We start from the raw sequence: 24,611 nt of genomic DNA, 5'->3' as shown, positions 1-24,611 counted from the left end.
CAAATGACATAATACAGTTAAAAAAATTTATATAATTCCCATCTTTTAGCTCAAATTTCGCCTATATTTCAGCATAATTCTTACCTTTGCAGCCTAAATTTATATCATGACGAAGTGGTTAAATATCAATTTTTGGAATTTTGTAGCACGTACGCTTTTAAGAAATAGACATTGGGTTCTTTTGTTAATTGCATTGTTCACCATTTTTATGGGGACGCAATGGAAATACATCCGTTTTACACAAACCGAAGCCAATTTATTACCAAACGACCATAAAGATAACATTGCTTACACCGATTTTTTAAAGAAATTTGGTGAAGAAGGTAATGTGATCATTTTCGCGGTTAAAAGTTCTGATGTTTTTAAACCTACTACGTTTAAGGCATGGAACAATATGATGGCTTCTATTGCGAAAAACAAAGAAGTAGAAGGTGTTTTGTCGTTTAATGAAATTCAGAATTTAGTCAAAAACGATTCGTTACAAACGTTCCAGTTAAAACCATTTATAGATCAAAATAAAGTCGCCGATGCCGCTTATTTGGATTCCAAAAAACACGATTTATTAAACAAAATGCCTTTTTACGAAAGCCTTTTGTTCAATAAAAAAAGTGGTGTTGTTAGAAGTGTTATTTATCTGAAAAAAGATATTGTCAACAAACCTGAAAGAAAAGAATTCGTTTTAAATAAACTAATTCCGGCTATTGAAGAGTTCAAAAATGCTACCAAAACAGATATTAAAGTTTCGGGAATGCCATACATTAGAACTTTAAACGCAAAAGCAATTATTAGCGAAATTGGTTTGTTTATTGGCGCGACTTTATTGGTAACATCATTAATTTTCTATTTCTTTTTCCGCTCGTTCCGTACCACCATGATGGCGCTTTTTGTCGTGATGATTGGTGTAATGTGGTCATTCGGATTTTTAGGATTATTACGATACGAAATTACCGTTTTAACGGCTTTAGTTCCGTCATTGATTGTTATTATTGGAATACCAAACTGTATTTTCCTAACCAATAAATACCATCAAGAAACGCGTGCTCATGGAAACAGAGCCAAAGGTTTACAACGTGTTTTAACCAAAGTAGGAACGGCAACATTTATTACAAATTTAACAACCGCTGTTGGTTTTGCGACTTTTATTGTTACTAACAACAAATTACTTCAAGAATTTGGTATTGTAACCTCAATAAACATTATGGCGCTTTTTGTACTAAGTTTATTTATTATTCCAATTTTCTTCAGTTTTATGCCGCTTCCAAAAGAAAAGCATTTGGAGCATTTGGAACGTGGTTATTTAGTTAATTTTAATAAATGGGTAATTAATCAAGTTAAATTCCATAATGTTAGAGTTTACGCAGTTTCTTTGGCATTAATTATTATTGGAATAATTGGTGTCTATAAAATGAAAATTTCAGGGAGCATTTTGGAAGACATGCCAAAAAGTACCGATTTTTTCGAAGATATTCGTTTCTTTGAAAAAGAATTTAAAGGCGTTTTACCTGTTGAAATTATGATTGACACCAAACGCAAAAAAGGTGTGATGAAGATTTCGACATTAAAAAAAATGGAAGAATTACAGGAAGAAATTGAAGCGATTCCGGAACTTTCTAAACCAATTTCAATTGTAAATTTAGTGAAGTTTTCTAAACAAGCTTTTTATAATGGCAATCCAGCTTTTTATGATTTACCGAATTCACAAGAACAAGCATTTATATTACCATTTATAAAAAATTCGTCAAAAAACAGTAAAAATAATCCACTAAAAAGTTATGTAGATTCTACTGGACAATATGCTAGAATTTCTACATTTATGAGAGAAGTCAGCACGGACGAAATGAATAAAGTAGAAGAAAAACTTCAAGATCGAATTAATAAATTATTCCCGAAAGAACGTTTTACTGTTACGATTACTGGGAAAGCATTATTATTCCAAAAAGGAACAAGTTACTTGTTAGACAATTTAATTGAATCGTTAATTTTTGCTGTGTTTTTAACAGGAGCTTTAATCTTCTTTTTATTCCGCTCGGCTAAAATGATATTTGTGGCGTTAATTCCAAACTTATTACCCTTATTAGCAACTGCTGGATTAATGGGATATATTGGAATTCCAATTAAGCCATCAACGATTTTGGTTTTCGGAATTGCGTTCGGACTTTCCGTGGATGATACTATTAGATATTTGGCGCAATACCGTCAAGAATTAGTCAGAAACAATTGGAAAATTAAAAAATCTGTGTTTTCAACGCTAGAAGAAGAAGGCTCGAGTATGTTTTATACCTCTATCGTGTTATTATTTGGGTTTTCTGTGTTTACTTTATCAGATTTCGGAGGAACGGTAGCTTTAGGAGGTTTGGTTTCAATCACTTTATTATTCGGAATGTTGACCAATTTAATTTTATTACCAAGTTTGGTTTTATCATTAAACAGAAGCTTAGCTAACGAACAAGAAATGAAAGAACCAAGAATTGATATATTAGAAAATGATGACGACCCAGATGCTGTGGTTGAAGAAAAATAAAAAATAAATGCCCTCACCACTAACAAAAAGTTTGTTGTAAACAAACACCAATAATAAAAAGGTGATAACATATGTTACCTATAAAAAAACAAAGCTTAAACATATGAATAATTTAATAGAAGAATTACAATGGAGAGGTTTGGTACACGATGCCATGCCAGGAACAGAAGAGCAACTTTTAAAAGAACCAACAGCCGTTTATATTGGTTTTGATCCAACTTCAGATTCGTTACATATTGGAAGTTTAGTGCCAATTATTTTATTGATGCACTTGCGTAAATTCGGACATAAGCCATTTGCTTTAGTCGGTGGTGCAACAGGTATGATTGGTGATCCATCAGGAAAATCAAACGAAAGAAATTTATTAGACGAAGCGACTTTAAATCATAATGTAGAAGGAATTAAAGGTGTTTTATCTCGCTTTTTAGATTTCAATGCTACGGATGCACAAGCACCAGTTTTAGTGAACAATTACGATTGGATGAAAGATTTTTCATTCATTGATTTTGTTCGTGAAGTGGGAAAACGTATCACTGTAAACTATATGATGAGTAAAGATTCTGTGAAAAAACGTTTGTCTGGTGAAGGCGAAGGAATGAGTTTTACAGAGTTCACATACCAATTAATTCAAGGGTATGATTTCTATCATTTACACAAATACCACAATTGTAAATTACAAATGGGTGGAAGTGACCAATGGGGAAATATTACGACAGGAACGGAATTAATTCGAAGAATGAACGTTGATTCTGAGACGGAAGGAAAAGCTTTCGCGATGACTTGTCCGTTAATTACAAAAGCAGATGGTTCGAAATTCGGGAAATCGGAAAAAGGAAACATTTGGTTAGATGCAGATAAAACGTCTCCGTATGAATTTTACCAATTTTGGTTTAACACAACTGATATTGACGCAGAAAAATATATTAAAATATTCACATTCTTAGATAAAGCAACAATTGATGCTTTATTAGCGGAACACGCTGAAGCACCACATTTACGTGTGTTACAGAAAAAATTAGCCGAAGAATTAACAGTTATGATTCATGGTGCAGAAGAACATGAAAAAGCAGTTTTTGCTTCGCAAGCGTTTTTTAAACCAACGGTTGACGATTTAAAACTATTAGATTTAAAAACCTTATCGGATGTTTTTCAAAGTTTAGATCAAGCGGATGTTACTTTAGCAGAAATTGAAGCAGGTTACCCAATTGTTGATGCTTTTGTGAAATCTGGATTTTTATCTTCTGGAAACGAAACTAGAAGAGCCTTAAAAGAAAATGCGGTTTCTGTGAACAAAGTAAAAGTAACAGAAGAATATGTAATTACAACAAATGATTTAATTGCAAACAGATTCGTTTTACTTCAAAAAGGAAAGAAAAACTATTATATTTTAAAAGTGGTGTAAGCTGTTTTTATTAAAAAATTTAAAAAGCCGTTCTGATTGATTTTAGAACGGCTTTGTTTTTATTAATGAGGTAACTTATTTTTGACGTATCCATAGCACCAAGTGCCAAAAACGGCGCTCAGATAAACAACACCAACTACTAAAAAGCCAGCGCCTATTTGTGCATACAATGGACCTGGACAAGAACCAGTGATTGCCCATCCAATTCCGAAAATTAATCCACCATAAATTTGACCTTTATTGCTTTCTTTATCTTCGATAACAATGTCTTCTCCTGAAAAGGTTTTAATATTGAATTTTTTGATAATAAATATAGATAACATCGAAACAATAATTGCTGTTCCAATTATGCCATACATAAAGAAAGATTGCAAGCGAAACATTTCATGAATACGAAACCAGCTTAATATTTCGGCTTTAACGAAAATAATACCGAATAAGATTCCAACTATTAAATATTTTAAATTTTTCATTTTTAAATAAATTTAAAGATTATTGGCAATATAACATTTGCCGTAAAAAAACCTCCAATCATAAAGCAACATGTAGCAATAAGTGATGGTAATTGAAAAGTAGAAATTCCCATAATGGAATGTCCGCTTGTGCAACCACCAGCATATCTTGAACCAAAACCTACTAAAAAACCACCTACTACAAAAAAGAAAAATCCTCTTAATGTAAATATGTTTTCTAATGAAAATATTTGTGTTGGCATGATTTGGCTAAAATCGGTAATACCGTATCCTGCTAATATTTCTTTAGTGCTTTCAGCTATTACGATTTGGTTTGTGTTAGTTAGAAATTTCGCAGCAATAAAACCACCTAAAAAGATTCCAAAAACAAAGAAAAGATTCCAGATCTCTTTTTTCCAATCATAATTAAAAAAAGGAATTTTTCTTGGTATAAATATGGCGCATAAGTGTCTCATGGAAGAAGAAACTCCTAATTTTTTATTACCCAAAAGTAATAATATTGGAACAATTAACCCTATTAATGTACCCGCAACAGCCCAATGCCAAGGTTGTTTGATAAGTTCTAACATATTTAATAAATTAAATTATTAATTCTTTTACGACAATATAGATTCCAGTTATTAATACAAACCAACCAAAAACTGGTTTTAATTTTTCGTTAGGTATTATTTTACTTAAATACATTCCTATAAAAATTCCAATTATAGAAAAGAACGTAAAAAGCATTAAAAAATTCCACTCTATTGATGTGTTTGAAATACTACCTAAAAATCCGATTAGTGAATTGAAAACGATGATAATTAAAGAAGTGGCCACTGCCTTTTTCATGGTTAATTTTGCCGTAAATATCAAAGCAGGAATGATTAAAAATCCGCCACCTACACCAACAAAACCCGTTAACAAACCAACGAAAATACCTTTTAAAATTAAAAGATTGTAATTTATTTCTAAACTATCATTCTCAGTAGTTTTTCTTTTTTGTATCATTGAGAAGGAAGCCAAAATCATCAAAACAGAAAACACGATCATTATCAGTAAATCTTTTGTAACTGTAAAATTTGATATCCTAAAAAGTTCATTTGGTAGTAATGGCACTAACAATTTACGCATCAAAAAAACAGAAATTACACTTGGTAAACCAAAATACAAGGCCGTTTTATAATCAAGTAATTTATTTTTGGCACCATTAATACTTCCTACTAATGCAGAAATTCCAACGATGAAAAGAGAATACGTTGTAGCATCACTTGGCGACACATGAAATATATAAACCAAAATTGGAATGGTAAGTATAGAACCACCGCTCCCAATTAGACCGAGAGAAATACCAATCAAAATACTTAATGTAAAACCAATTATTTGCATATAAAAAAGATTGTTTCAATTTGTCTAAAACTTAAGCTAAACTACAAATTTAAGTCCATAAAATACGAGAATCAGTAACAATTGTTACAGAGATAAGTGTTGTTAAGACGAATATCAAAAAGCCGTTCTAAAATATTTTAGAACGGCTTTTTAATTAATCTTTCACCCCTAATTTGGCTAAAATATCTTCCATTAAACACCATTTGGTGATGGAAGATTGCAATAAATTAGCACCTACAAAGGCTGTAAACCATAACCAATTTTGGTTGACATAAATGGAAAGTAAAATACTGATTAGTACAAAACTTCCTGCTATTGCTCGGATGATTCTGTTTTTCATATTTATGCTTTTTATATATTATTACTAAATTAATTTGAATTCTCAATATTTACTGTGGCCACATGAATTTTTGAAAGTGTTTCTTGTTTTCCATTAAATTCATTAATTGCATTAAAAATCATTTCCACATTTTCGCTTGGTACAAAAGCATAAAATAACATACTTTCATTCTCATTCATTTCTGTGGCAAACCAGTTATCACCAATAGCCTCATTACTTGTGTTATGATAGCCCATAACTTCTTTGTATGAAAAATTTTTCACATTTGCTTTCACTAGCATTTGTTTTATTTCGTTTTCAAATTCAGAAATTGATGTTATTATTAATAGTTTCATAGGTTACAATTTATTGGTTTATTTCCTCAACACTCTTTTTCTCCCATTTTTTTCTTTCCGTGACATAGTAAATAATTGGCACTACAAGTAAAGTTAATATGGTAGAAACTACAGCTCCAAATACTAATGAAATGGCTAATCCTTGAAAAATTGGATCGAATAAAATAATTAAGGCTCCAATTACAACTGCACCTGTTGTTAGTAAAATTGGTGTGGTTCTTACGGCACCAGCTTCAATAATAGCTTGTTTTAATGGAATACCTTCGTTTAATCGAATTTCAATAAAATCGATAAGTAAAACGGAATTCCGAACCATAACTCCAGCTAAAGCAATCATTCCAATGAAAGAAGTTGCGGTGAAATAAGCACCTAACAACCAGTGTCCGAAAACAATTCCCACTAACGAAAGCGGAATCGCTAGCATCATGACAATTGGTGTTTTAAAGTTTTGGAACCAACCTACAATCAACATATAAATAATTACAATTACCACTCCGAATGCAATTCCTAAATCACGGAACACTTCTAAAGTAATTTGCCATTCACCATCCCATTTTACGGTAAAATCACTTTCATCTGATGGTTGTTCCATGTACAATTCGTTGACTTTATAACCTTTTGGTAATTTCATTTTTTGCAATTCTTCGTTCATTCCTAAAATTGCATATACCGGACTTTCTAATTCTCCAGCCATATCTGCAGTTACGTAAACTACTCGTTTTTGGTCTTTTCTATAGATCGTTTTTTGTAAAACATCTTCTTTCACTTTTACCAAATCGGAAACTGGAACTACATTTCCTTGACTGCCTTTTATTTTTAAATTCTGAATATCTTGAAGTGATGTTTTGTCTTTATCATCTAGAGAAAGAACAATTCCAACGCTGTTGTTTGAATTTTCATCGTACAAATTAGAAATCGGATATTCTTTTAACAAATACGTCAAATTTCCAACAATTTGTTGTGGTGCGATTCCGTTTAACATCGCTTTTTCCTTGTCGACTTCCAATTTATATTCCGTTTGATTGTCTTCTACATACCAATCAATATCCACAATATCAGTAGTTTTTTCTAAAATTCCTTTTACTTGGTTAGCTACTTCAATTTGTTGTTTGTAATCTGGTCCGTAAATTTCAGCAACCAAAGTTGATAAAACTGGTGGTCCTGGTGGCACTTCAATAATTTTCACATTCGCACCATACTTTTTTGCGATTTTTTGCACTTCTGGGCGAACTACTTTTGCAATATCGTGACTTTGCAAATCTCTGTCTTCTTTGTGTAATAAATTGACTTGAATATCAGCCATATTGCTTCCACCACGTAAATCGTAATGACGAACCAATCCGTTAAACGTAATAGGCGCAGACGTTCCAATATAATTTTGATAATTCACTACTTCTGGAACGGTAGTTAAATATTGTGCAATTTCTTGCGTAACAACTGCTGTTCTTTCTAACGTAGTTCCTTCTGGCATATCGATTACCACTTGGAATTCGTTTTTATTATCGAAAGGCAACATTTTTACTAAAACCGATTTCGTGAAAAACATTAATACAGAACCTGCTAATAAAACCACTGTAATTCCTAACATCACTCTACGTTTCGTAGAATTTTCTAAAAAGGGACGTTCAATTTTATTATATAATTTATAAATCCAAGATGTTTCTAAACCTTGTTCTGCTTTGTGTTCTTGTTCCTCTTTTTCGTGTAATAAATGGTAACCTAAATATGGTGTAACCGTTAAGGCAACAAACAACGAAAGTAACATCGCAATGGAAGCACCAATTGGCATTGGACTCATGTAAGGCCCCATCATTCCTGACACGAAAGCCATTGGTAAAATAGCAGCAATTACTGTAAAAGTGGCTAAAATAGTTGGATTTCCTACTTCGTTAATTGCATAAATCGCAGCTTGTTTGAACGGCAATCGCTTCATTTTAAAATGTCGGTGCATGTTTTCAGCGATGATAATACTGTCATCTACCACAATTCCCACCACAAAAACTAAGGCGAAAAGCGTAATTCTGTTTAACGTGTAACCCAACATATAATAAGCAAACAAGGTTAAGGCAAACGTTAATGGCACTGAAAAGAAAACCACTAAACCACCACGCCAACCCATAGCAAGCATTACTAAAAGCGTTACCGCGATTATCGCCACACCTAAGTGCATTAATAATTCGCCAACTTTATGAGAAGCCGTTTCTCCGTAATTTCTAGAGATTTCTACGTGAACATCATTTGTAATTAAGGTCTTTTTTAAGGTTTCGATTTTCTCGATGATTTTATCCGAAATTTTCATCGCATCCGCGCCTTTTACTTTTCCAACAGAAATTGTAACAGCAGGATATTCCGATTTGTTTTTCGCATACTTTTCATTTGCTTTTCCGTATCCGAAAGACACGTAACTTCTTGGTGTTGACGGTCCGTCTTGAATTGCCGCCACTTGTTTTAAATAGACTGGCATATTGGCATTCACACCTACAACCAAATTTTCTACGTCTTCTGAAGTCGATAAAAATTCTCCAGTTGTAAGTAGATATTCTTTGTCATTATTTACAAAACTTCCTGACTGAGAACTGCCGTTATTTGCTTGAATCATTTGCATAATTCCTAAAGCATCCACACCATTTTCCGCCATTTTATCTTTATCTAAAACGACTTTTAGTTCGCGGGTTCTTCCTCCAATTTCTTTCGTAATGGCAACATCTTTTACTTTTTCAATTTCCGAAGTAACTTCTTCCGCAATTTGACGAATTTCGAAATCGTTCAATTTTTCACTCCAAAGTGTAACACCTAGCATAGGAACATCGTCAATGGAACGTGTTTTTACCATAGGTTTGTATACGCCTTTTGGGAAAATATTTTCGTTTTTCATTAACTCATCGTACAATTTCACATACGAGCGTTCTGAATCTTCGCCTACATAAAACTGCACAATTATCATAGCCTGACCGTTCATTGCCATACTATGTAAATGTTCTACACCTTTGATGTTAGACAATACTTTTTCTAAGGGTTTAATAACACGACTTTCTACTTCTGCCGGACTTGCGCCTGGATAGCCAATCATAATATCCGCCATTGGAATAGCGATTTGTGGTTCTTCTTCACGAGGAATTAAGAACGAACTATACACCCCGATGATCATCAAACCAACCATTAACAAAATCGTTAATTTAGAGTTGATGAAAAAATGGGCAATTTTACCTGATATACCTTCTTGCATGATTTTTTTGTTTAAGAATTTAATGTCTTAGCACTAAAAACGGATTAGTGAATACTCACATTAGCTCCGTTATATAACTTACCTTCTGCAGAAACAATATATTGCTCGTTTGCAGATAATCCTGATAAAACTTCTACTTGATTACCAAAGGCTTTTCCGGTTCTAATCCATCTTAAAATGGCTGTTTTACCGTTGGCTATCGTGTAAATCCCTGTTAATTGTCCTTGTTTTACCAAAGCACTTTCTGGAACCATTACTTTATCTGATTTTAAAGTAGTTTCTGATTTTGGTTGATTAGCGATTGGAAATTGAACATTTACGAACATTCCTGATAAAATGGTTTTGTCGTTGGAGTTTAAAGTCACTTTTACTAAGTATTGTCCACCTGTGTTTTTAGCAGAACCACTCACTTCTGAAACTTTACCTGACACTTCTTTATTTAACGATTTTACCATAATTTTCACTGGCATTCCGTTTTTAATTTGAGAAATATCACCTTCCGAAACCATTGCCGTTACTTGCATTCTAGAAACTCCTTCTACGCTTACTAAAGGCATTCCTGGGTTAGCCATGTCGCCTTCTTTAATGAATGTATTCGTAACTTCTCCAGAAAATGGAGCGGTAATATTAGAGTAAGAAAACTGCGCCATAACTTCATTACGCATTTGTTTCGCACCAGCTAAACCAGCTTTTGACATTTCGTAACGAGAGGTCATATCGTCTAATTCTTTTTGAGAAGCACTTTGTTGACTGAATAAAGCCGTAAATCTATCATAGTCTTTTTTCGCGTTATTATAGGCTGCAGTCGCTTGTAAAATAGACGCGTCAACTTGCGCTTTTTTTGCTTGTAAATCGGAACTATTAATGCTTACCAATAATTGTCCAGCAGAAACTTTCTGACCTGTTTTTACGTGAACTTTAGTCACATAACCCATCATTCTTGTGCTTAAATTGGCACTGCTTTCCGCTTCTGTTTTTCCGCTTGCGGTGATGAATTCTGAGTTATTTGTGGCTAAACCATTCACTACAACTTTAATAGCTGGTTCGTTGTTAGTTAGTTCTTTTTTTTCTTTTCCACATGAAAGAAATACTAAAGTGGAAAGGGTTAAAATTGCTATATTTTTTTTCATCTTTTTAAAATTGAAATTGATTATTAAAATTTACTTCGTTAAAAACTGTAAATATTGTTTTGTAAAATTATATTCGAAAACCGCTTGTAATTGTTCTAATTCTTTTTGAATCATTTGTGTTTCGGATTGCAATAAATCTGTTGTTTTTTCTAAACCTTGCGCGAATCTGTTTTGACGAATTCTGTAGGCTTCTTGTGATTGTTCGAAAGCTAATTGTGATAAATTCACTTTGTTTTCCGCGTCTTTTAATTGGCGATTCGTTTTGTTTAATTCCAATTGACTTTGTTTGGTGTATTGGTCTTTTTCCGCATCGGCTTTTTGAGATTCCGCTTTCGCTTTTTCGAATTTTCCGATAGATTTATAGCCGTCGAAAACATTCCAAGATAATTGGGCACCAACTACATATCCTTTTGCCGAAGTTCCTAAGATATTTTTATCGTACATTTCATAACTTCCAAAAGCGTTTAATCTTGGCAGGAATGTCATTTTTGAAGATTTTAACATTTTCGCATACGCTTCCGAAGATTTTGTCATCGCTTGAATGTCTTTTCTGTTTTCAGATAAAGTGGTGTTTATTGCTTCAATCGCAATGGAGTTTTCTAAAGCTTCAGCAGGTTTGTAGATTTTTCCTTGTGTGTCTTCGTTTAACAAAAATCCTAAATAATCTGACGCATTTTGTACGTTACTTTTCGCGTATTGCAATTGATTTGCGATTTCACTTACACGAACTTGCACATTTAATAAATCGGTTTTTTGCAACATGCCTTGTTTGAAATAGTTTTCTACTAATTTCAAATTGGCTTTTCCAGTGGTATTGGCTTTTTCTAAAACGCTCACGGCTTTATAGGCCAGTTGCAATTGCATATAAGCTTTCGAAACTTCTAATTCTAAATATTCTTTAGTGCGTTCAGTTTGTAGTTGGAACGCTTCCATTTTTGCTTTTGCAGCTTGTCTTCCATAAAAACCATCTACATTAATAAGGGGTTGTTGAATTTCGAATTTTGTAGCAAAATTTTGTGTTTTTGCTGGATCATTTAATAAAGCGGGATTGAAATCTGAAGCCGTTAAAATTTCCTGATTTAATTTCGAACCGAAAGCCATTAAAGGATTGGTGGTTGAAATCCCAGTGTGCGAAACATTAATATTCGGTAAGAAAACTGCTTTCGATTGGTTATAATCTGCTTTTGCCGACTGAAAGTTTTTTTCAGCAATTCTCACTTGTAAATTATTTTCTGAAATTTTCTTAGAAATATCGTTTTTAGAAATAGTCAGCGTGTCTTGCGCCAATCCAAAAACTGAAAATAATAAAGTGGTTATTAAAAAAGGGTGTTTAATTTTTTTCATAATCTAAATTAATTATGAAGCAAAATTAAACGCAACTCAAACGTTATACAGTTACAAATGTTACAGAGGTGGAATTTTTGATTTGGGCTGGAATAGGTTAGTTATAATTAGCTTTCACACCATAGCTTATTAATTAACATTTACAACAACTCAATATACGCTCTATTCAATTTAATTTTCCCTTTATTTTCTAAGGCTTTTAAAATTCGGGAAATTACAACTCTTGACGTATTTAAATCGTAGGCAATTTCTTGATGTGTATTGTGAATTTCTTTGGAATGATTGATTTTCGATTTTTCTAAAAGATAATTTAGTAACCTTTCATCCATATTCATGAACGCTAAATGGTCAATTGTGGTTAGCATTTCTTTTAATCGGTTGTTATAGCTGTTGAATACAAAATCTCGCCAAGTGGCATATTTACCTAACCATTCGTTCATTTTAGCCACTGGAATTAAAATAAGTTGTCCGTCTGTTTCTGCAATGGCTCTGATTTCACTTTTAGCTTTTCCTAAACAACATTGCATAGACATGGCACAGGTATCTCCTTTTTCAATAAAATATAGAAGTAGTTCGCCTTCATCAAAATCTTCACGTAAAATTTTAATCGCACCCGTTAAGATTAATGGTATACTTTTAATGTTTTCACCAAAATCAATAATAATATCACCTTCTTTGAAATCATGAATCTTGGAAACTTCTGAAATTTCGTTCAATAAAGCTTCTTCGAAAATAAAATTATATGTGTTTTGGAGCGTGTTTTCCATTTTTATGAATTTAATATTAATTCTAAAGCGAATTTAGTAAATTCAACAACAAATAGTTGTGAAAAACTAATTTATTATGAACTAAGATGGGTATAAAATAAAAAAGGTGAAACTTTCGTTTCACCCTTTTTGCCCCAAATCTACCATAAAACTTAACCTACTAATTTTCTGGTGATATAAAAGTAGAACAAGTTATTATACTAGAATAAAATATTTGTTATAAAGTACATATTCCCGTTGAAATGCACTTTTTTAATAAGCACGTTCTCCGTTACCTTCGTAAAAGTTGATAAACGCGGTGTTTACTACTCTATTTCCACCTGGTGTTGGATAGTTTCCTGTGAAATACCAATCACCTAAATTTTTCGGACACGCTTTATGTAAATCTTCTACTTTTTGGAAGATAATTTTCACTTCTGCTTTCACTTCTTTTGAAGTTAACATTTCTGCCATTTTATCCGAAATTTGTTCGTCTGTAAATGGAGCGTAAATTTCTTTTACGTGATTAATTACTTCTGTATCTTTTAATCCTTGTTGTGTTTTACATTTTTTGTAAACGTCATCCACAATATGATATTGATTTGTATCTTTTAATAGCTCTAATGTTGCTCTGAAAGCGATAAAACCTTCCATTGTACTCATATCAATTCCGTAACAATCAGGATATCTAATTTGTGGAGCCGAAGAAACCACAACAATTTTCTTAGGATTTAATCGGTCTAAAATTTTAATGATACTTTGTTTTAATGTCGTTCCACGAACAATACTATCGTCAATAATAACTAAGTTATCCGTTGGTTTTACTACACCGTAAGTGATGTCGTAAACATGAGAAACCATTTCGTCACGACTACTATCTTCTGTGATAAACGTTCTTAGTTTTACATCTTTAATCGCAATTTTTTCGGTACGAACTTTCTCTTCTAAAATCGCATTTAAGCCATTTTCATCTAAGGTATTTCTTTGTGCGATAATGTCTTTTACTTTCTGCTCATCTAAATGTTTTTGAGCCGCTTCCGCCATTCCGTAAAAAGAAGTTTCTGCTGTATTCGGAATAAATGAAAACACCGAATTATGAATGTCGTTGTCAATTTCTTTCAATACACTTGGGAAAACATATTTTCCTAGTAATTTTCTTTCTTGATAGATTTCAGCATCGCTTCCACGAGAGAAATAAATTCTTTCAAAAGAACACGCTTTTTTCTCACCTGCTTCTCTAATATTTTCGAATTGAACGTTTCCGTTTTTCTTAACGATGATTGCGTCTCCAGCTTCTAATTCTTTAACATCATCAAACGCCACATTAAATACCGTTTGAATAACTGGTCTTTCTGAAGCAACCACTACGATTTCATCATCTTGATAATAATAAGCTGGACGAATTCCGTTTGGATCTCTAACTACAAAGGCGTCACCGTGTCCTAAAAGCCCGGCCATTGCGTAACCACCATCGAAGTTTTTAGAAGCTCTTCTTAAAATTCTTCCAATATTTAATCTTTCTGCAATTACTGGTGAAGCTTCTTGTTTTGAAAGGCCTTCATTTTTACAATCTAAATATAAATCGGTAATTTCATCATCTAAGAAATGACCAATTTTTTCCATAACTGTAACTGTATCTGCCATTAGTTTTGGGTGTTGACCCACATCTACTAAATCTTGAAACAATTCTTTAACATTTGTCATGTTGAAGTTTCCAGCTACTAATAAATTTCTGTGCATCCAGTTATTCTGACGTAAAAATGGATGAACACTTTCTATGCTATTTTTTCCGAAAGTACCATAACGAACGTGACCTAAAAACAATTCACCTACATAAGGAATGTTTTCTTTTTGTAAGGCTACATTATTTTGATACGAAGGATTATTCGCTAATTCATTTGAAATTCTCGCATTAATTTGTCCGAAAATATCTTGAATCGGTTGTGCTTGATTCGAACGAATTCTACTGATGTATCTTTGCCCAGGTTTTACATCCAATTTGATACTTGCAAAACCAGCACCATCTTGACCGCGATTGTGTTGTTTTTCCATTAAAAGGTACATTTTTTCTACACCGTAAAAAGCTGTACCATATTTTTCTTTATAGTATTCTAATGGTTTTAATAATCTAAGTAATGCAATTCCACATTCGTGTTTAATAGCGTCGCTCATAGTTGTTGTGTGTTGTATTATTTATTAGTTGTATTAAAAATGCCCCGAAAATTCGAGGCATATTTTGTGCTTATAATTTGATGTCAAATTGTGTTAATGACTTAAATTGTTGTAAACGTGCATAAACGTCTTCTTTGCTTAAATCCACCATTCTTTCTGTTCCGAATTTTTCTACACAGAATGAAGCTAAATTTGAACCGTGAATAATCGCGTTTTTCATGCTTTCAAAAGAAACATCTTCTGTTTGTGCAATGTAACCTGAGAAACCACCTGCGAAAGTATCTCCTGCTCCTGTTGGATCAAAAACTTCTTCTAATGGTAACGCTGGTGCGAAGAAAACATCTTTATTATGAAAAATTAAGGCTCCGTGTTCTCCTTTTTTGATTACTACATATTTTGGACCCATTGTATGGATTTTTGCAGCTGCTTTTACTAAAGAATATTCTCCAGATAATTGACGCGCTTCTTCATCATTAATTGTAATTACGTCTACACGTTTGATTACGTCTAATAATTCTGGTAAAGCACAATCCATCCAAAAGTTCATCGTGTCTAAAACTACTAACTTTGGTTTTGTAGTCATTTGATCTAATACTGAAGATTGTACAATTGGGTGTAAGTTTCCTAACATCACCACTGCAGCATCTTTATATGCTTGAGGAACCACAGGATTAAAATCTGCTAATACGTTTAACTCAGTTGCTAACGTATCACGAGAATTCATATCGTTGTGGTATTTTCCACTCCAAAAGAAAGTTTTTCCACCTTTAACGATTTCAATTCCTTCAATGTTTATGTTTCTTTCTGATAATAAATCTAAATGTTCTTGTGGGAAATCTTCACCTACAACAGATACAATTGCCGAATCCACATTAAAAAAAGAGGCTGACAAACCTATATACGTTGCTGCTCCACCTAAAATTTTATCTGTTTTTCCAAAAGGTGTTTCAATAGCATCAAAAGCTACCGTTCCTACAATTACCAATTTACTCATTTTCTTCTTTTTAAATAAGCGGCAAAGATAGTTATTCCGTTTGAAGTTTGAAAATTGTTATGATAATTTTAAGTATAAAAAAATCTCGATTCTGAAAAATATCAGAATCGAGATTTAGAATTTAATTTATTGTAGTTATTTGATTACTTTTTTAGTGACAGATTGACCCGTTGTAAAAGTAATTTTCACTAACAACGCTTGGTTTCTATTCGCAATAGAAGAAATATTTAATACTTTATCATTTACTTTTGAATTGTTGTAAATGTTTCTTCCAAGTATATCAAAAACTTCCACTTTTGCCATTTCTTGTGAAGCACTAATTTTTAATTCTTCATTTTGAGTAAATACAACTACACTTTCATCTGAAACAAATGATGGATTTGTTAATGCTGCATTTGTAAATACCAGTTTAAATCTGTTATTAAACACACCATCAGTTGTTGTGAAAGAATAAGGTGTTTGTTTGATGTCGTGAATAATATTAGCAACGTTATCTTTTATATATACATTTTGAGAAGTAAATAATCCATCTACGTTTTCTAATGCAATTGAATAGTTTCCGGCAGTTGTTGCTTTTAATCCTAAGGCAATTTCATCTGTATCTGCAAATGGTAATCCTTTTCCTTGAATTACATATTCAGTATCATTGATTACGTTATATAACATTGTGTCATCTTTATCTAAAACTTCACCATCAATTGCATTATCGATTCCATTAGTAGCTCCATTTACATATCCTACTAATATTTGGTTATAGTTATTTGAAGCATCATTTAAGTTTAGCCAAATTCTGTGTTTATCTGTTTCAGAAGTTGTTGCCGCATTTTCAGAAGTTCTGTAAAATTGTGTACTTACTGACGCATTAACACGCTGTGCATTTGTGAAATTTGCATTTCCACCCGCAGTTGCTCTTACAAAGAAACCTTGACCAGTTTGAATGGTTCCGTTTGGAATTGCTCCACCTGCTGCTGAAGCTGTACCTCCTAAAGTAGTATAAGAAGCGTAATTATTAACTGGATAAACACCTCCAACTGCAGGAGCAGTATGTGTCCAGAAGTATAATGTATTTACCGAAGCATTAGCGCCTAAGAAAAGGTTTCCAGAAATTGGTGATGCATATGGATTTCCTAATAAGTTATATCCAATTCCCACAGATTGAGAAACATTTCCATTTGTTGGCACACCTGTAAACTGTCCGTTAAATACAGTCGATGTAAGTGGCCAGTTATCTGCAGCTCTAATCATATATCCTTTTCCTGCAACGAAGTTATTGGTTGCTGTAACCGATTGATAAGCTGTTGGTGTAGTTGTTCCAGTGTATAAATATTGATAAAATCTGTTTGGTAAAGTACTTGGAGAAAAAGCTTGTAATTGTTGTCCAGAAACTGGAGAAGACCAGGCTGTATAATCCAATTTAACCATTCCTGCAGAATTTCTTTTTACAATAATATTTCCAGTATTAGCTACTGCATTTACTTGCCTTAAAGCAGCATTATTATTAATAGTTAATGTACCTGTTCCATTAACAGTAACAGCATTACCAGAAATTAAAGTATGCCCTGCATTAAAAGTTACATTTCTTCCTGTATTAATTGTTACTGAACATGCATCTAAATCTGCTGTAGAAGAATAGTTTCCTGCGAAAGTAACTGCAGTAACTTTTGATGGTGTTCCATTAGACCAAGCTGTTCCGTTCCATGTTGAAGCTATATCACCACAAACGATTCCTGTTTTTGGACCGATAGCATAACCTCCAGACATATTGGTATTGAAAGTTGCTGTGAAAGTTACATTTGGTCCAAATGCTCCAATAGTCGCTGCTTTTTCTTCAATAATATAGTTTGTATAATTTGAAGCATTGATTGTTGAAATCGGATTATTAATTACTTTAATAATTTGTAAAGCCGTTCTTGATTTTCCAGTAGCTGTTTCCCAAGCTAAAACTTCAGCAGCTGTACAATATAATGTGATAGTATAATTACCAGTTGCAGTATCATTTCCTGTAGTAATATTATATGTTTTTGGTAATATTCTATTAGCCGCATTAGTATCAATAAAAGATGCTGAACCAGCACCAACAGAAGTTTGACTTCTATTTACCGTTACGTTTGTACAACCATAATTAAATGTTCCATTATTTGTTGATGATAATACAATTTTATTAGTATCAAACACATGGAAACTACCAGTTGCATTAACAGTTGCTGTATATGGAGTTGCTGTATTAATTTCGGTTTGAACGTTAGTATTTGTTACTGAAGTTAAATTGACTGTATCTAACAATAATAAACCAGTTGCCGAATTGTTATTATTATGTCTAAATGCGATATGTCCTGTTTGTCCAATATATGCATTCATATTAATATTTTGTAAAACAGATGTCCCAGAAGTAATTGTTGTTGCTGCTTGAATTAATGCTCCAGAAGTAATTTGTGCTTCAGTTGTTGGGTTTAACGTTGTTGTAAAATATGCCGAATAATTACCCGCATCAGCACCATATCCTGCAATAATATATGTTAAATTAGCGGAAGTCGCCCCAGCTGTAATTGTAAATTGAGGACTGATTATATAATTATTTGGATTTGCATTACCTGTTCCTGATAAATATGTTCTATCTTTTTCTGAGTAAGCACATTTTCCAGCAAGTGTATTAGGTGCGGTACCAAACCCATTAAGTCCAGTAACAACACCCCACTGATCTGCATTTGAATCGACTATAGTCCATCCTGTAACATCTTCAAAATCTTCAGTAAGTAAAACGTTTGTTTGAGTTGCAATTGGTGCTACATCATTATCAACAATAGTAATAGTCATTGTTTTTGCTAAGCTATTCAAAACAGCGTTACCGCCATTTGCGTTTAGTGTCATATCAATAATTAAAGTTTCATTTGGTTCTACAATTCCGTCATGGAAAACTCTAATTGTTAAATTTTGTGATGCTGTTGTATTAGCTGGGAAAGTTACAGTACTATTTACTATACTATAATCAGTATTTAAAGTAGCTGTTCCGCCGGTTACATTAAATGTAAGAGTTGCATTTTGCGTAGCAACTTTTCCTATAGTTATTGGGAAGGTTACATCAGTATAACTACAATTTGTATTTTCATTTATCGAACCAGTTGGATTAGTAAATCTAATGATTGGTGTTGGTGCTTGACAAGCTGTAGATGCATTTAAAGTATTTCTTCTTGGTGAATTTGTCATTACTGCTATCATACGTGTTTTTTGATCAGCTGTAAATGTATCCATACAAGAATCATTAGTATAATCCATATAATTTTGAATCATATCATTACCTGCAATAGCTGTACAAGAATTTACGACTGTACAAGAATAATTTGCGTCTGCCGCTGCTGGTGTATCGGCACAAAAATCTTCATTTGTGTTCACATTACCACCTGAAGCAGGACAGGCATCATCTCCCCAAATATGACGTAAACCCACCCAGTGACCTACTTCGTGAGTCATTGTTCTTCCTAAGTTATACGTTGGATTTAATATAAAGGTTCCATCATTTAACGCAATTGTTCCCATAGCATTATAAGCCGCTACAACACCATCTGTATTTGCAGCACCTCCATTAGCATTTAAACCAGCTAAACCAGAATTACTTGGAAATTGTGCATATCCTAATAATCCATTTAAACCACCATTTTGTAGTGACAGTCCACCAGGACGAATTGTCCACATATTTAAATAATTATTTGGATCCCATTGAGTAGCTGCTTTCATCGCTTCTACATCTGCGTTTGTTTCCCAATCTGCACCCCCAGAGCCATTCGTAACATTATTTGAATATGGCGCAATAACATGTCTTACAACTCCTGTTGTTGCAACACCAGTTGGATCAGTTTGAGCCAAACAGAAATTAATTTCACAATCTACAGCTAAACCAGTAGAATTAGTTCCTCCAGGAGTTCCTGCAAGTCTTCTAAAATCTTGATTCATTACTGTAATTTGAGAAATCGCTTGAGCATCTGTAATATTTTCACCAGTTCCTAATGCATCTCCATTATGAACAATATGAATTACTACTGGGATGTTGTAAACCACTTGAATATTTCTTCCGCTAGCTCTATCTTGATTAATTTTCTTAACAATAGGTGCTAACCAAGCTTCAAACTCTTCATTTGTAGCTCTGTTTGGATATTTAGCTTGAAGCGCTGCTTCATTTTCGTTAGTATGACATCTTACATGCCCAGATGGAGTTAATCCTTGTACTGGAACAAAAGGTTTTTTAAGTTGTTTTATTTGAGCAAAAGAAATAGCACAAAAGAACATTAATAAAAAAAGTAAATTTTTTTTCATTTTATTATAGTGATTTGGGTTTAAGGATTCCAAATATATAAAAAAATAGATAAATAACAAAAAAGGGGGATAAAGTGTTAAAAACAACAAATCTCGATTCCGAAAAGTATCAGAATCGAGATTTAGATTTCAATAGTATTGAGATTATTTTATTTGATTACTTTTTTAGTAACCGATTGGCCTGTTTTGAAAGTAACCTTCACTAATAATGCTTGGTTTCTGTTTGCGATAGATGAAATGTTTAGTACTTTATCATTTACTTTTAAATTGTTGTAAATGTTTCTTCCTAGCACATCAAAAATTTCAACCGTTGTAATTTCTTGCGAAGCATTAATTATTAATTCTTCATTTTGTGTAAATACTACAACGCTTTCATCTGAAACAGGTGATTGGTTTTCTGAAATTTTATTGGTAAAGACTACTTTGAATCTATCATTAAACACACCTTCAGAAGTTGTAAATGCATAAGGAGATTGTTTGATATCGTGTATAATATTAGTAACATTATCTTTTACATATACATTTTGAGAAGTAAATAATCCATCTACGTTTTCTAATGCAATTGAATAGTTTCCAGAAGTTGTTGCTTTTAATCCTAAGGCAATTTCATCTGTATCTGCAAAAGGCAATCCTTTTCCTTGAATTACATATTCCGAATCGTTAATTATATTATACAACATCGTATTATTTTTATCTAATACTTCACCATCAATTGCCTTATCAATTCCGTTTGTAGCACCATCAATATAACCTACTAATATTTGGTTATAGTTATTGGTGTTATCATTTAAGTTTAACCAAATTCTGTGTGATTCAGAAGATATTGGAGTTTCTGGATTAGACGCATTTTTGAAAAATTGAGTTGAAACAGATGCATTAACTCTTTGTAAGTTAGTGAATTTTGCTGTTCCAAAATCAAATGCTCTTACAAAGAAACCTTGACCTGTTTGAATTGTACCATCTGGAACAGCACCGCCAGCAGCAGAAGCTGTACCTCCAAGTTTTGTAAATGAAGCATAATTATTTACTGGATAAACACCTCCAACTGCAGCTACTGTATGTGTCCAAAAATATAATGCTCCAACTGTAGATGGATTATCATCTAAGAATTTTGTTGCATTCATAGGTGAAGCATAAGGATTTCCTAATAGATTAAATCCTCTTCCTAAACTTACTGTTGTATCTCCATTAAAAGGAACACCCGTAAATTGACCATTAAATACTGTTGAAGTAACTGGCCAATCATTAGCTGCTCTAATCATATATCCTTTTCCTTTAAGGAAATTTGTTGTTGCAGTTACTGTTTGATAAGCCGTTGGTGTTGTTGTACCTGTATATAAATACTCATAAAAACGAGTTGAAATAGTATTTGGAGAAAACGCCTGTAATTGTTGTCCAGAAACTGGAGATGACCAAGCTGTATAATCCAAACGAACCATTCCAGCAGAATTTCTCTTAACAATAATATTTCCAGTGTTTACTGCAGCACCATCAATTTGACGTAAAGCTGCGTTATTATTAATTGTCAATGTACCTGAACCGATTACAGTTACACTACCACCAACAATTAATGAATGTCCTGTAGCGATTGTAACATTAGCTCCAGCGTTTACCGTAACAGAACATGCCTCTAAATCTGCAGTAGAAGTATAATTTCCAGCAAAAATAGCAGCAACGTTTCTTACAGGAACTCCATTAGACCAAGCAGAACCATTCCATGTTGAAGTTATCGTTCCACAAGCAACTGGTGTTTCGATAATTTGCTTATGACAAATTCTAATTGTAAAACTATTTAAAACACCATTTCTTGTTGGCTCAACATCCGCAACTCTAAACAACCAGTTACCAAGTGAACTCTGTCCGTTTAATGCTTGTAAAGTTGAAACGGGTTGCATGGTACCAAAATTATTATCTGCGCCACAACCTGCTGCAGTTCCTGACTCACTATCAAAAGTTCCAACCAAATCTGAAATTGAATTATTACATCCTCCATCTTCAAATAAAGCTACAAATGTTCCTGCTGGACTATTCACAGCTGCATATAATTCATTTCTTCTTCCATGAGTAACATTTGAAGTAACATTCACATCTGTAATAATAACGTTATCTGGAACATTTAATGCGAAATTTTGATATGCTAAAGGCGTTTGATCTGTGATTATATTTCCTGAAGTTAAGGTTCTTGTGTAATCTGTACATATAGTTGAAACAGAATATCCAATAGCAAAATCAGTTGTGTTTATGGCATAAAAATCATTAGCAGTTGGCTCAATTAAAATTCTACAATAAGGAGCAAAAACATTAGGAATGGTTACTGTTTGTGTGCCATCATTAGGCGTATTTGCTAATAAAGTTGTAGGATAAGTTAATCCGCCATCTGTAGATAATTTAATATTTACATTGGCAGCACCAGTCATTAGGTTTGTATTATTTACAGACCAAGTAACCGTTTGAGTTGAGCCTTGTGTGTAATTAATTCCTGCTGTGTTTTGAGAAGTAATTGCAAGTGGACCTCTTGTAGCATCAAAAGTTACAACAGTATTAACGCTTTCGTTATTACCTCCACCAGGTCTGTTATCTCTTACCGTCATTCTAAAATTTACCGTTCTTGCAACTCCAGGAACCTTTTCCCATTGACTACCATTAACGCCGTTAGCTAAATGATCTGCAATTCTAGGGAAATATCTAGTTCCGGCATTTTCTGGCATATATGAACGAAATGCAACACCAGTTGTCGCTGTTGTAGAAGGATAAGTTGTTGCAGCATTATTATCGTCCATTTGCTCCCAGCAATATGATAAAACATCAGCTGCATTAGCGTCAGTTGCCGTACCTGTCATTTTGAAAGCTGTACCAATCGGTAAAGTTTTAGTTGGTGAAGCCGAAGGTACTGGAACTGCATTTGCAATATTTACTATGGTTGCACAAGATTTACCTTTTATATTATTTGTAATTTGCTGAATAGAAACTGCATGAAAAATAGCGATAGAATGTGGCGCAACATCAGTAGCACCTGTAATACCTGCATAACCCATAATAGTTACACCCGAACCAGGCTCAACTTGTGCAATGGTTCCTTCATTTCCGTTAAATGTCCAAGTATGATTACCTCCTAATTGGTGACCCACTTCGTGAGTTACATAATCGATATCAAAATTATCACCTTCGGGAATATTATCACCAGGTGATGTAAATCCAGTTCCTTTTGAATTATCAGTAGAACACACACAACCTATACAACCTGCATTTCCACCACCGCCAGAGGCACCAAATAAGTGACCTATATCATAATTTGCATTACCAATTACACTTTGTAAAGTTGCTCCTAATTCGCCATTCCAAGCTCCGCCAGAACCAGTTGCTCCATCAGAATAAGGATCAGTTGCTGGATTGTAATAAATTACATCTGTTGTATTTGCAATTAATTGCATGGTACAATTAAAATCCATTTCATAAATACCATTACATCTTGTAAATGATGCATTAAATGCCGCCAAAACCAAATTAACTTGTGCAGCACTTGTTGCTCCAAAATAATTTGCATATTCTGCTGTACATGATTGTGCCATTCTAAATCTTCTCAAACTAGCATCATCAGCATTATTAAGGATTTTATTTTCATGGTTTAAAGCAGGGCCAAATTCTTTAACAACATCTTCTGTAGAACAAATAAATCCAGAATTTTTCGCAGATTTTGATTTTTCAAAAGCAATAACTGTTTTATAATCCATTGAAAAAGGATCAATAATGTAAGTTTCTCCAGCATCTACAGATCGTACCATAGCACTTAATCCATTAGATGGAGAAATACTAAAACGGATAATATCTCCAGCATTTTTAAGACCTTGCCCAACAAAAGACCTTATTTCAGGGAATCTTTCTTGTAAACTTGGTTCAAATGTAGAAGCTTCCAAAATTCGATATTCCATCATTTCGCCATTTGGATGTGGAATGGAAACAATTACATTTGAAACACCAGTAAAAGTATCTCTTTGTGGAACATTCACCAACTTTTGCACAAATGATTCGTAATCGAATTTATACAATTTATATTCTTTTGGTAAAGTGGATCTTCTTATTTTTTCAGAAGGATTAACAGAAAGTTTGTCTACTTCCGTCCAGCCTGTTGTTTTTTGCGCAAAAGTGTACGCAGAAAGAATCATAAATAAAAAAAGTAAATTTTTTTTCATTATTCATTATTTAGGGGTTTAGCTATCAAAAATATACATATTTTTCTGTAAAACAAAAAAAAGAG

15 protein-coding genes are annotated in these 24,611 nt (G+C 33.1%); 2 read left to right on the top strand and 13 right to left on the bottom strand.

Going from position 1 to position 24,611, the window contains the following annotated elements; all coding sequences use genetic code 11:
• Positions 1–106 precede the first annotated feature (106 nt).
• The gene (locus BMX42_RS07570) at positions 107–2,521 is read left to right on the top strand and encodes an efflux RND transporter permease subunit (protein ID WP_091311619.1); all 2,415 of its coding nucleotides are present in this window, start codon (positions 107–109) and stop codon (positions 2,519–2,521) included.
• A 103-nt stretch (positions 2,522–2,624) separates the two neighbouring features.
• On the top strand, positions 2,625–3,923 hold the full coding sequence (gene tyrS / locus BMX42_RS07565) for a tyrosine--tRNA ligase (protein WP_091311616.1): 1,299 nt from the start codon (positions 2,625–2,627) through the stop codon (positions 3,921–3,923).
• A 62-nt stretch (positions 3,924–3,985) separates the two neighbouring features.
• Here tyrS and BMX42_RS07560 read toward each other — a convergent pair whose 3' ends face one another.
• The 13 genes from BMX42_RS07560 to BMX42_RS07500 form a co-directional block, all read right to left on the bottom strand.
• Positions 3,986–4,396 (bottom strand): DUF6691 family protein, encoded by a 411-nt coding sequence (locus BMX42_RS07560; protein WP_091311612.1) that lies wholly within the window; start codon positions 4,394–4,396, stop codon positions 3,986–3,988.
• Between the two features lie 2 nt (positions 4,397–4,398).
• Entirely contained in the window at positions 4,399–4,965 is a 567-nt protein-coding gene (locus BMX42_RS07555) for a YeeE/YedE family protein (RefSeq protein WP_091311608.1), read from the bottom strand.
• Positions 4,966–4,975: 10 nt separating this feature from the next.
• The gene (locus BMX42_RS07550; RefSeq protein WP_091311605.1) at positions 4,976–5,761 is read right to left on the bottom strand and encodes a sulfite exporter TauE/SafE family protein; all 786 of its coding nucleotides are present in this window, start codon (positions 5,759–5,761) and stop codon (positions 4,976–4,978) included.
• A gap of 154 nt (positions 5,762–5,915) precedes the next feature.
• Positions 5,916–6,101: a YgaP family membrane protein gene (locus BMX42_RS07545; protein ID WP_091311601.1), complete on the bottom strand. Its 186-nt coding sequence runs from the start codon at positions 6,099–6,101 to the stop codon at positions 5,916–5,918.
• A gap of 29 nt (positions 6,102–6,130) precedes the next feature.
• On the bottom strand, positions 6,131–6,436 hold the full coding sequence (locus tag BMX42_RS07540; protein ID WP_091311596.1) for a hypothetical protein: 306 nt from the start codon (positions 6,434–6,436) through the stop codon (positions 6,131–6,133).
• Between the two features lie 10 nt (positions 6,437–6,446).
• Complete coding sequence (locus tag BMX42_RS07535) at positions 6,447–9,662, bottom strand: efflux RND transporter permease subunit (protein WP_091311592.1); 3,216 nt, start codon at positions 9,660–9,662, stop codon at positions 6,447–6,449.
• A gap of 44 nt (positions 9,663–9,706) precedes the next feature.
• Positions 9,707–10,792 (bottom strand): efflux RND transporter periplasmic adaptor subunit, encoded by a 1,086-nt coding sequence (locus BMX42_RS07530; RefSeq protein ID WP_091311588.1) that lies wholly within the window; start codon positions 10,790–10,792, stop codon positions 9,707–9,709.
• 30 nt (positions 10,793–10,822) lie between these two features.
• Positions 10,823–12,136, bottom strand: coding sequence for a TolC family protein (locus BMX42_RS07525; RefSeq protein ID WP_091311584.1), 1,314 nt, complete (start codon positions 12,134–12,136; stop codon positions 10,823–10,825).
• A 140-nt stretch (positions 12,137–12,276) separates the two neighbouring features.
• Positions 12,277–12,903: a Crp/Fnr family transcriptional regulator gene (locus BMX42_RS07520; RefSeq protein ID WP_091311580.1), complete on the bottom strand. Its 627-nt coding sequence runs from the start codon at positions 12,901–12,903 to the stop codon at positions 12,277–12,279.
• A gap of 252 nt (positions 12,904–13,155) precedes the next feature.
• Complete coding sequence (locus tag BMX42_RS07515; protein WP_091311576.1) at positions 13,156–15,054, bottom strand: amidophosphoribosyltransferase; 1,899 nt, start codon at positions 15,052–15,054, stop codon at positions 13,156–13,158.
• Positions 15,055–15,124: 70 nt separating this feature from the next.
• Positions 15,125–16,048, bottom strand: coding sequence for a PfkB family carbohydrate kinase (locus tag BMX42_RS07510; protein ID WP_091311572.1), 924 nt, complete (start codon positions 16,046–16,048; stop codon positions 15,125–15,127).
• Positions 16,049–16,183: 135 nt separating this feature from the next.
• Entirely contained in the window at positions 16,184–20,356 is a 4,173-nt protein-coding gene (locus BMX42_RS07505) for a T9SS sorting signal type C domain-containing protein (RefSeq protein WP_091311568.1), read from the bottom strand.
• A gap of 149 nt (positions 20,357–20,505) precedes the next feature.
• Positions 20,506–24,546: a reprolysin-like metallopeptidase gene (locus BMX42_RS07500; protein WP_091311565.1), complete on the bottom strand. Its 4,041-nt coding sequence runs from the start codon at positions 24,544–24,546 to the stop codon at positions 20,506–20,508.
• Positions 24,547–24,611: the final 65 nt, after the last annotated feature.

Origin of the sequence: Flavobacterium terrigena (genome assembly GCF_900108955.1) — a bacterium.
Classification (GTDB): domain Bacteria; phylum Bacteroidota; class Bacteroidia; order Flavobacteriales; family Flavobacteriaceae; genus Flavobacterium; species Flavobacterium terrigena.
Note: the sequence above shows the minus strand (reverse complement) of the source record. Positions and strands in the feature narration are given on the sequence as shown.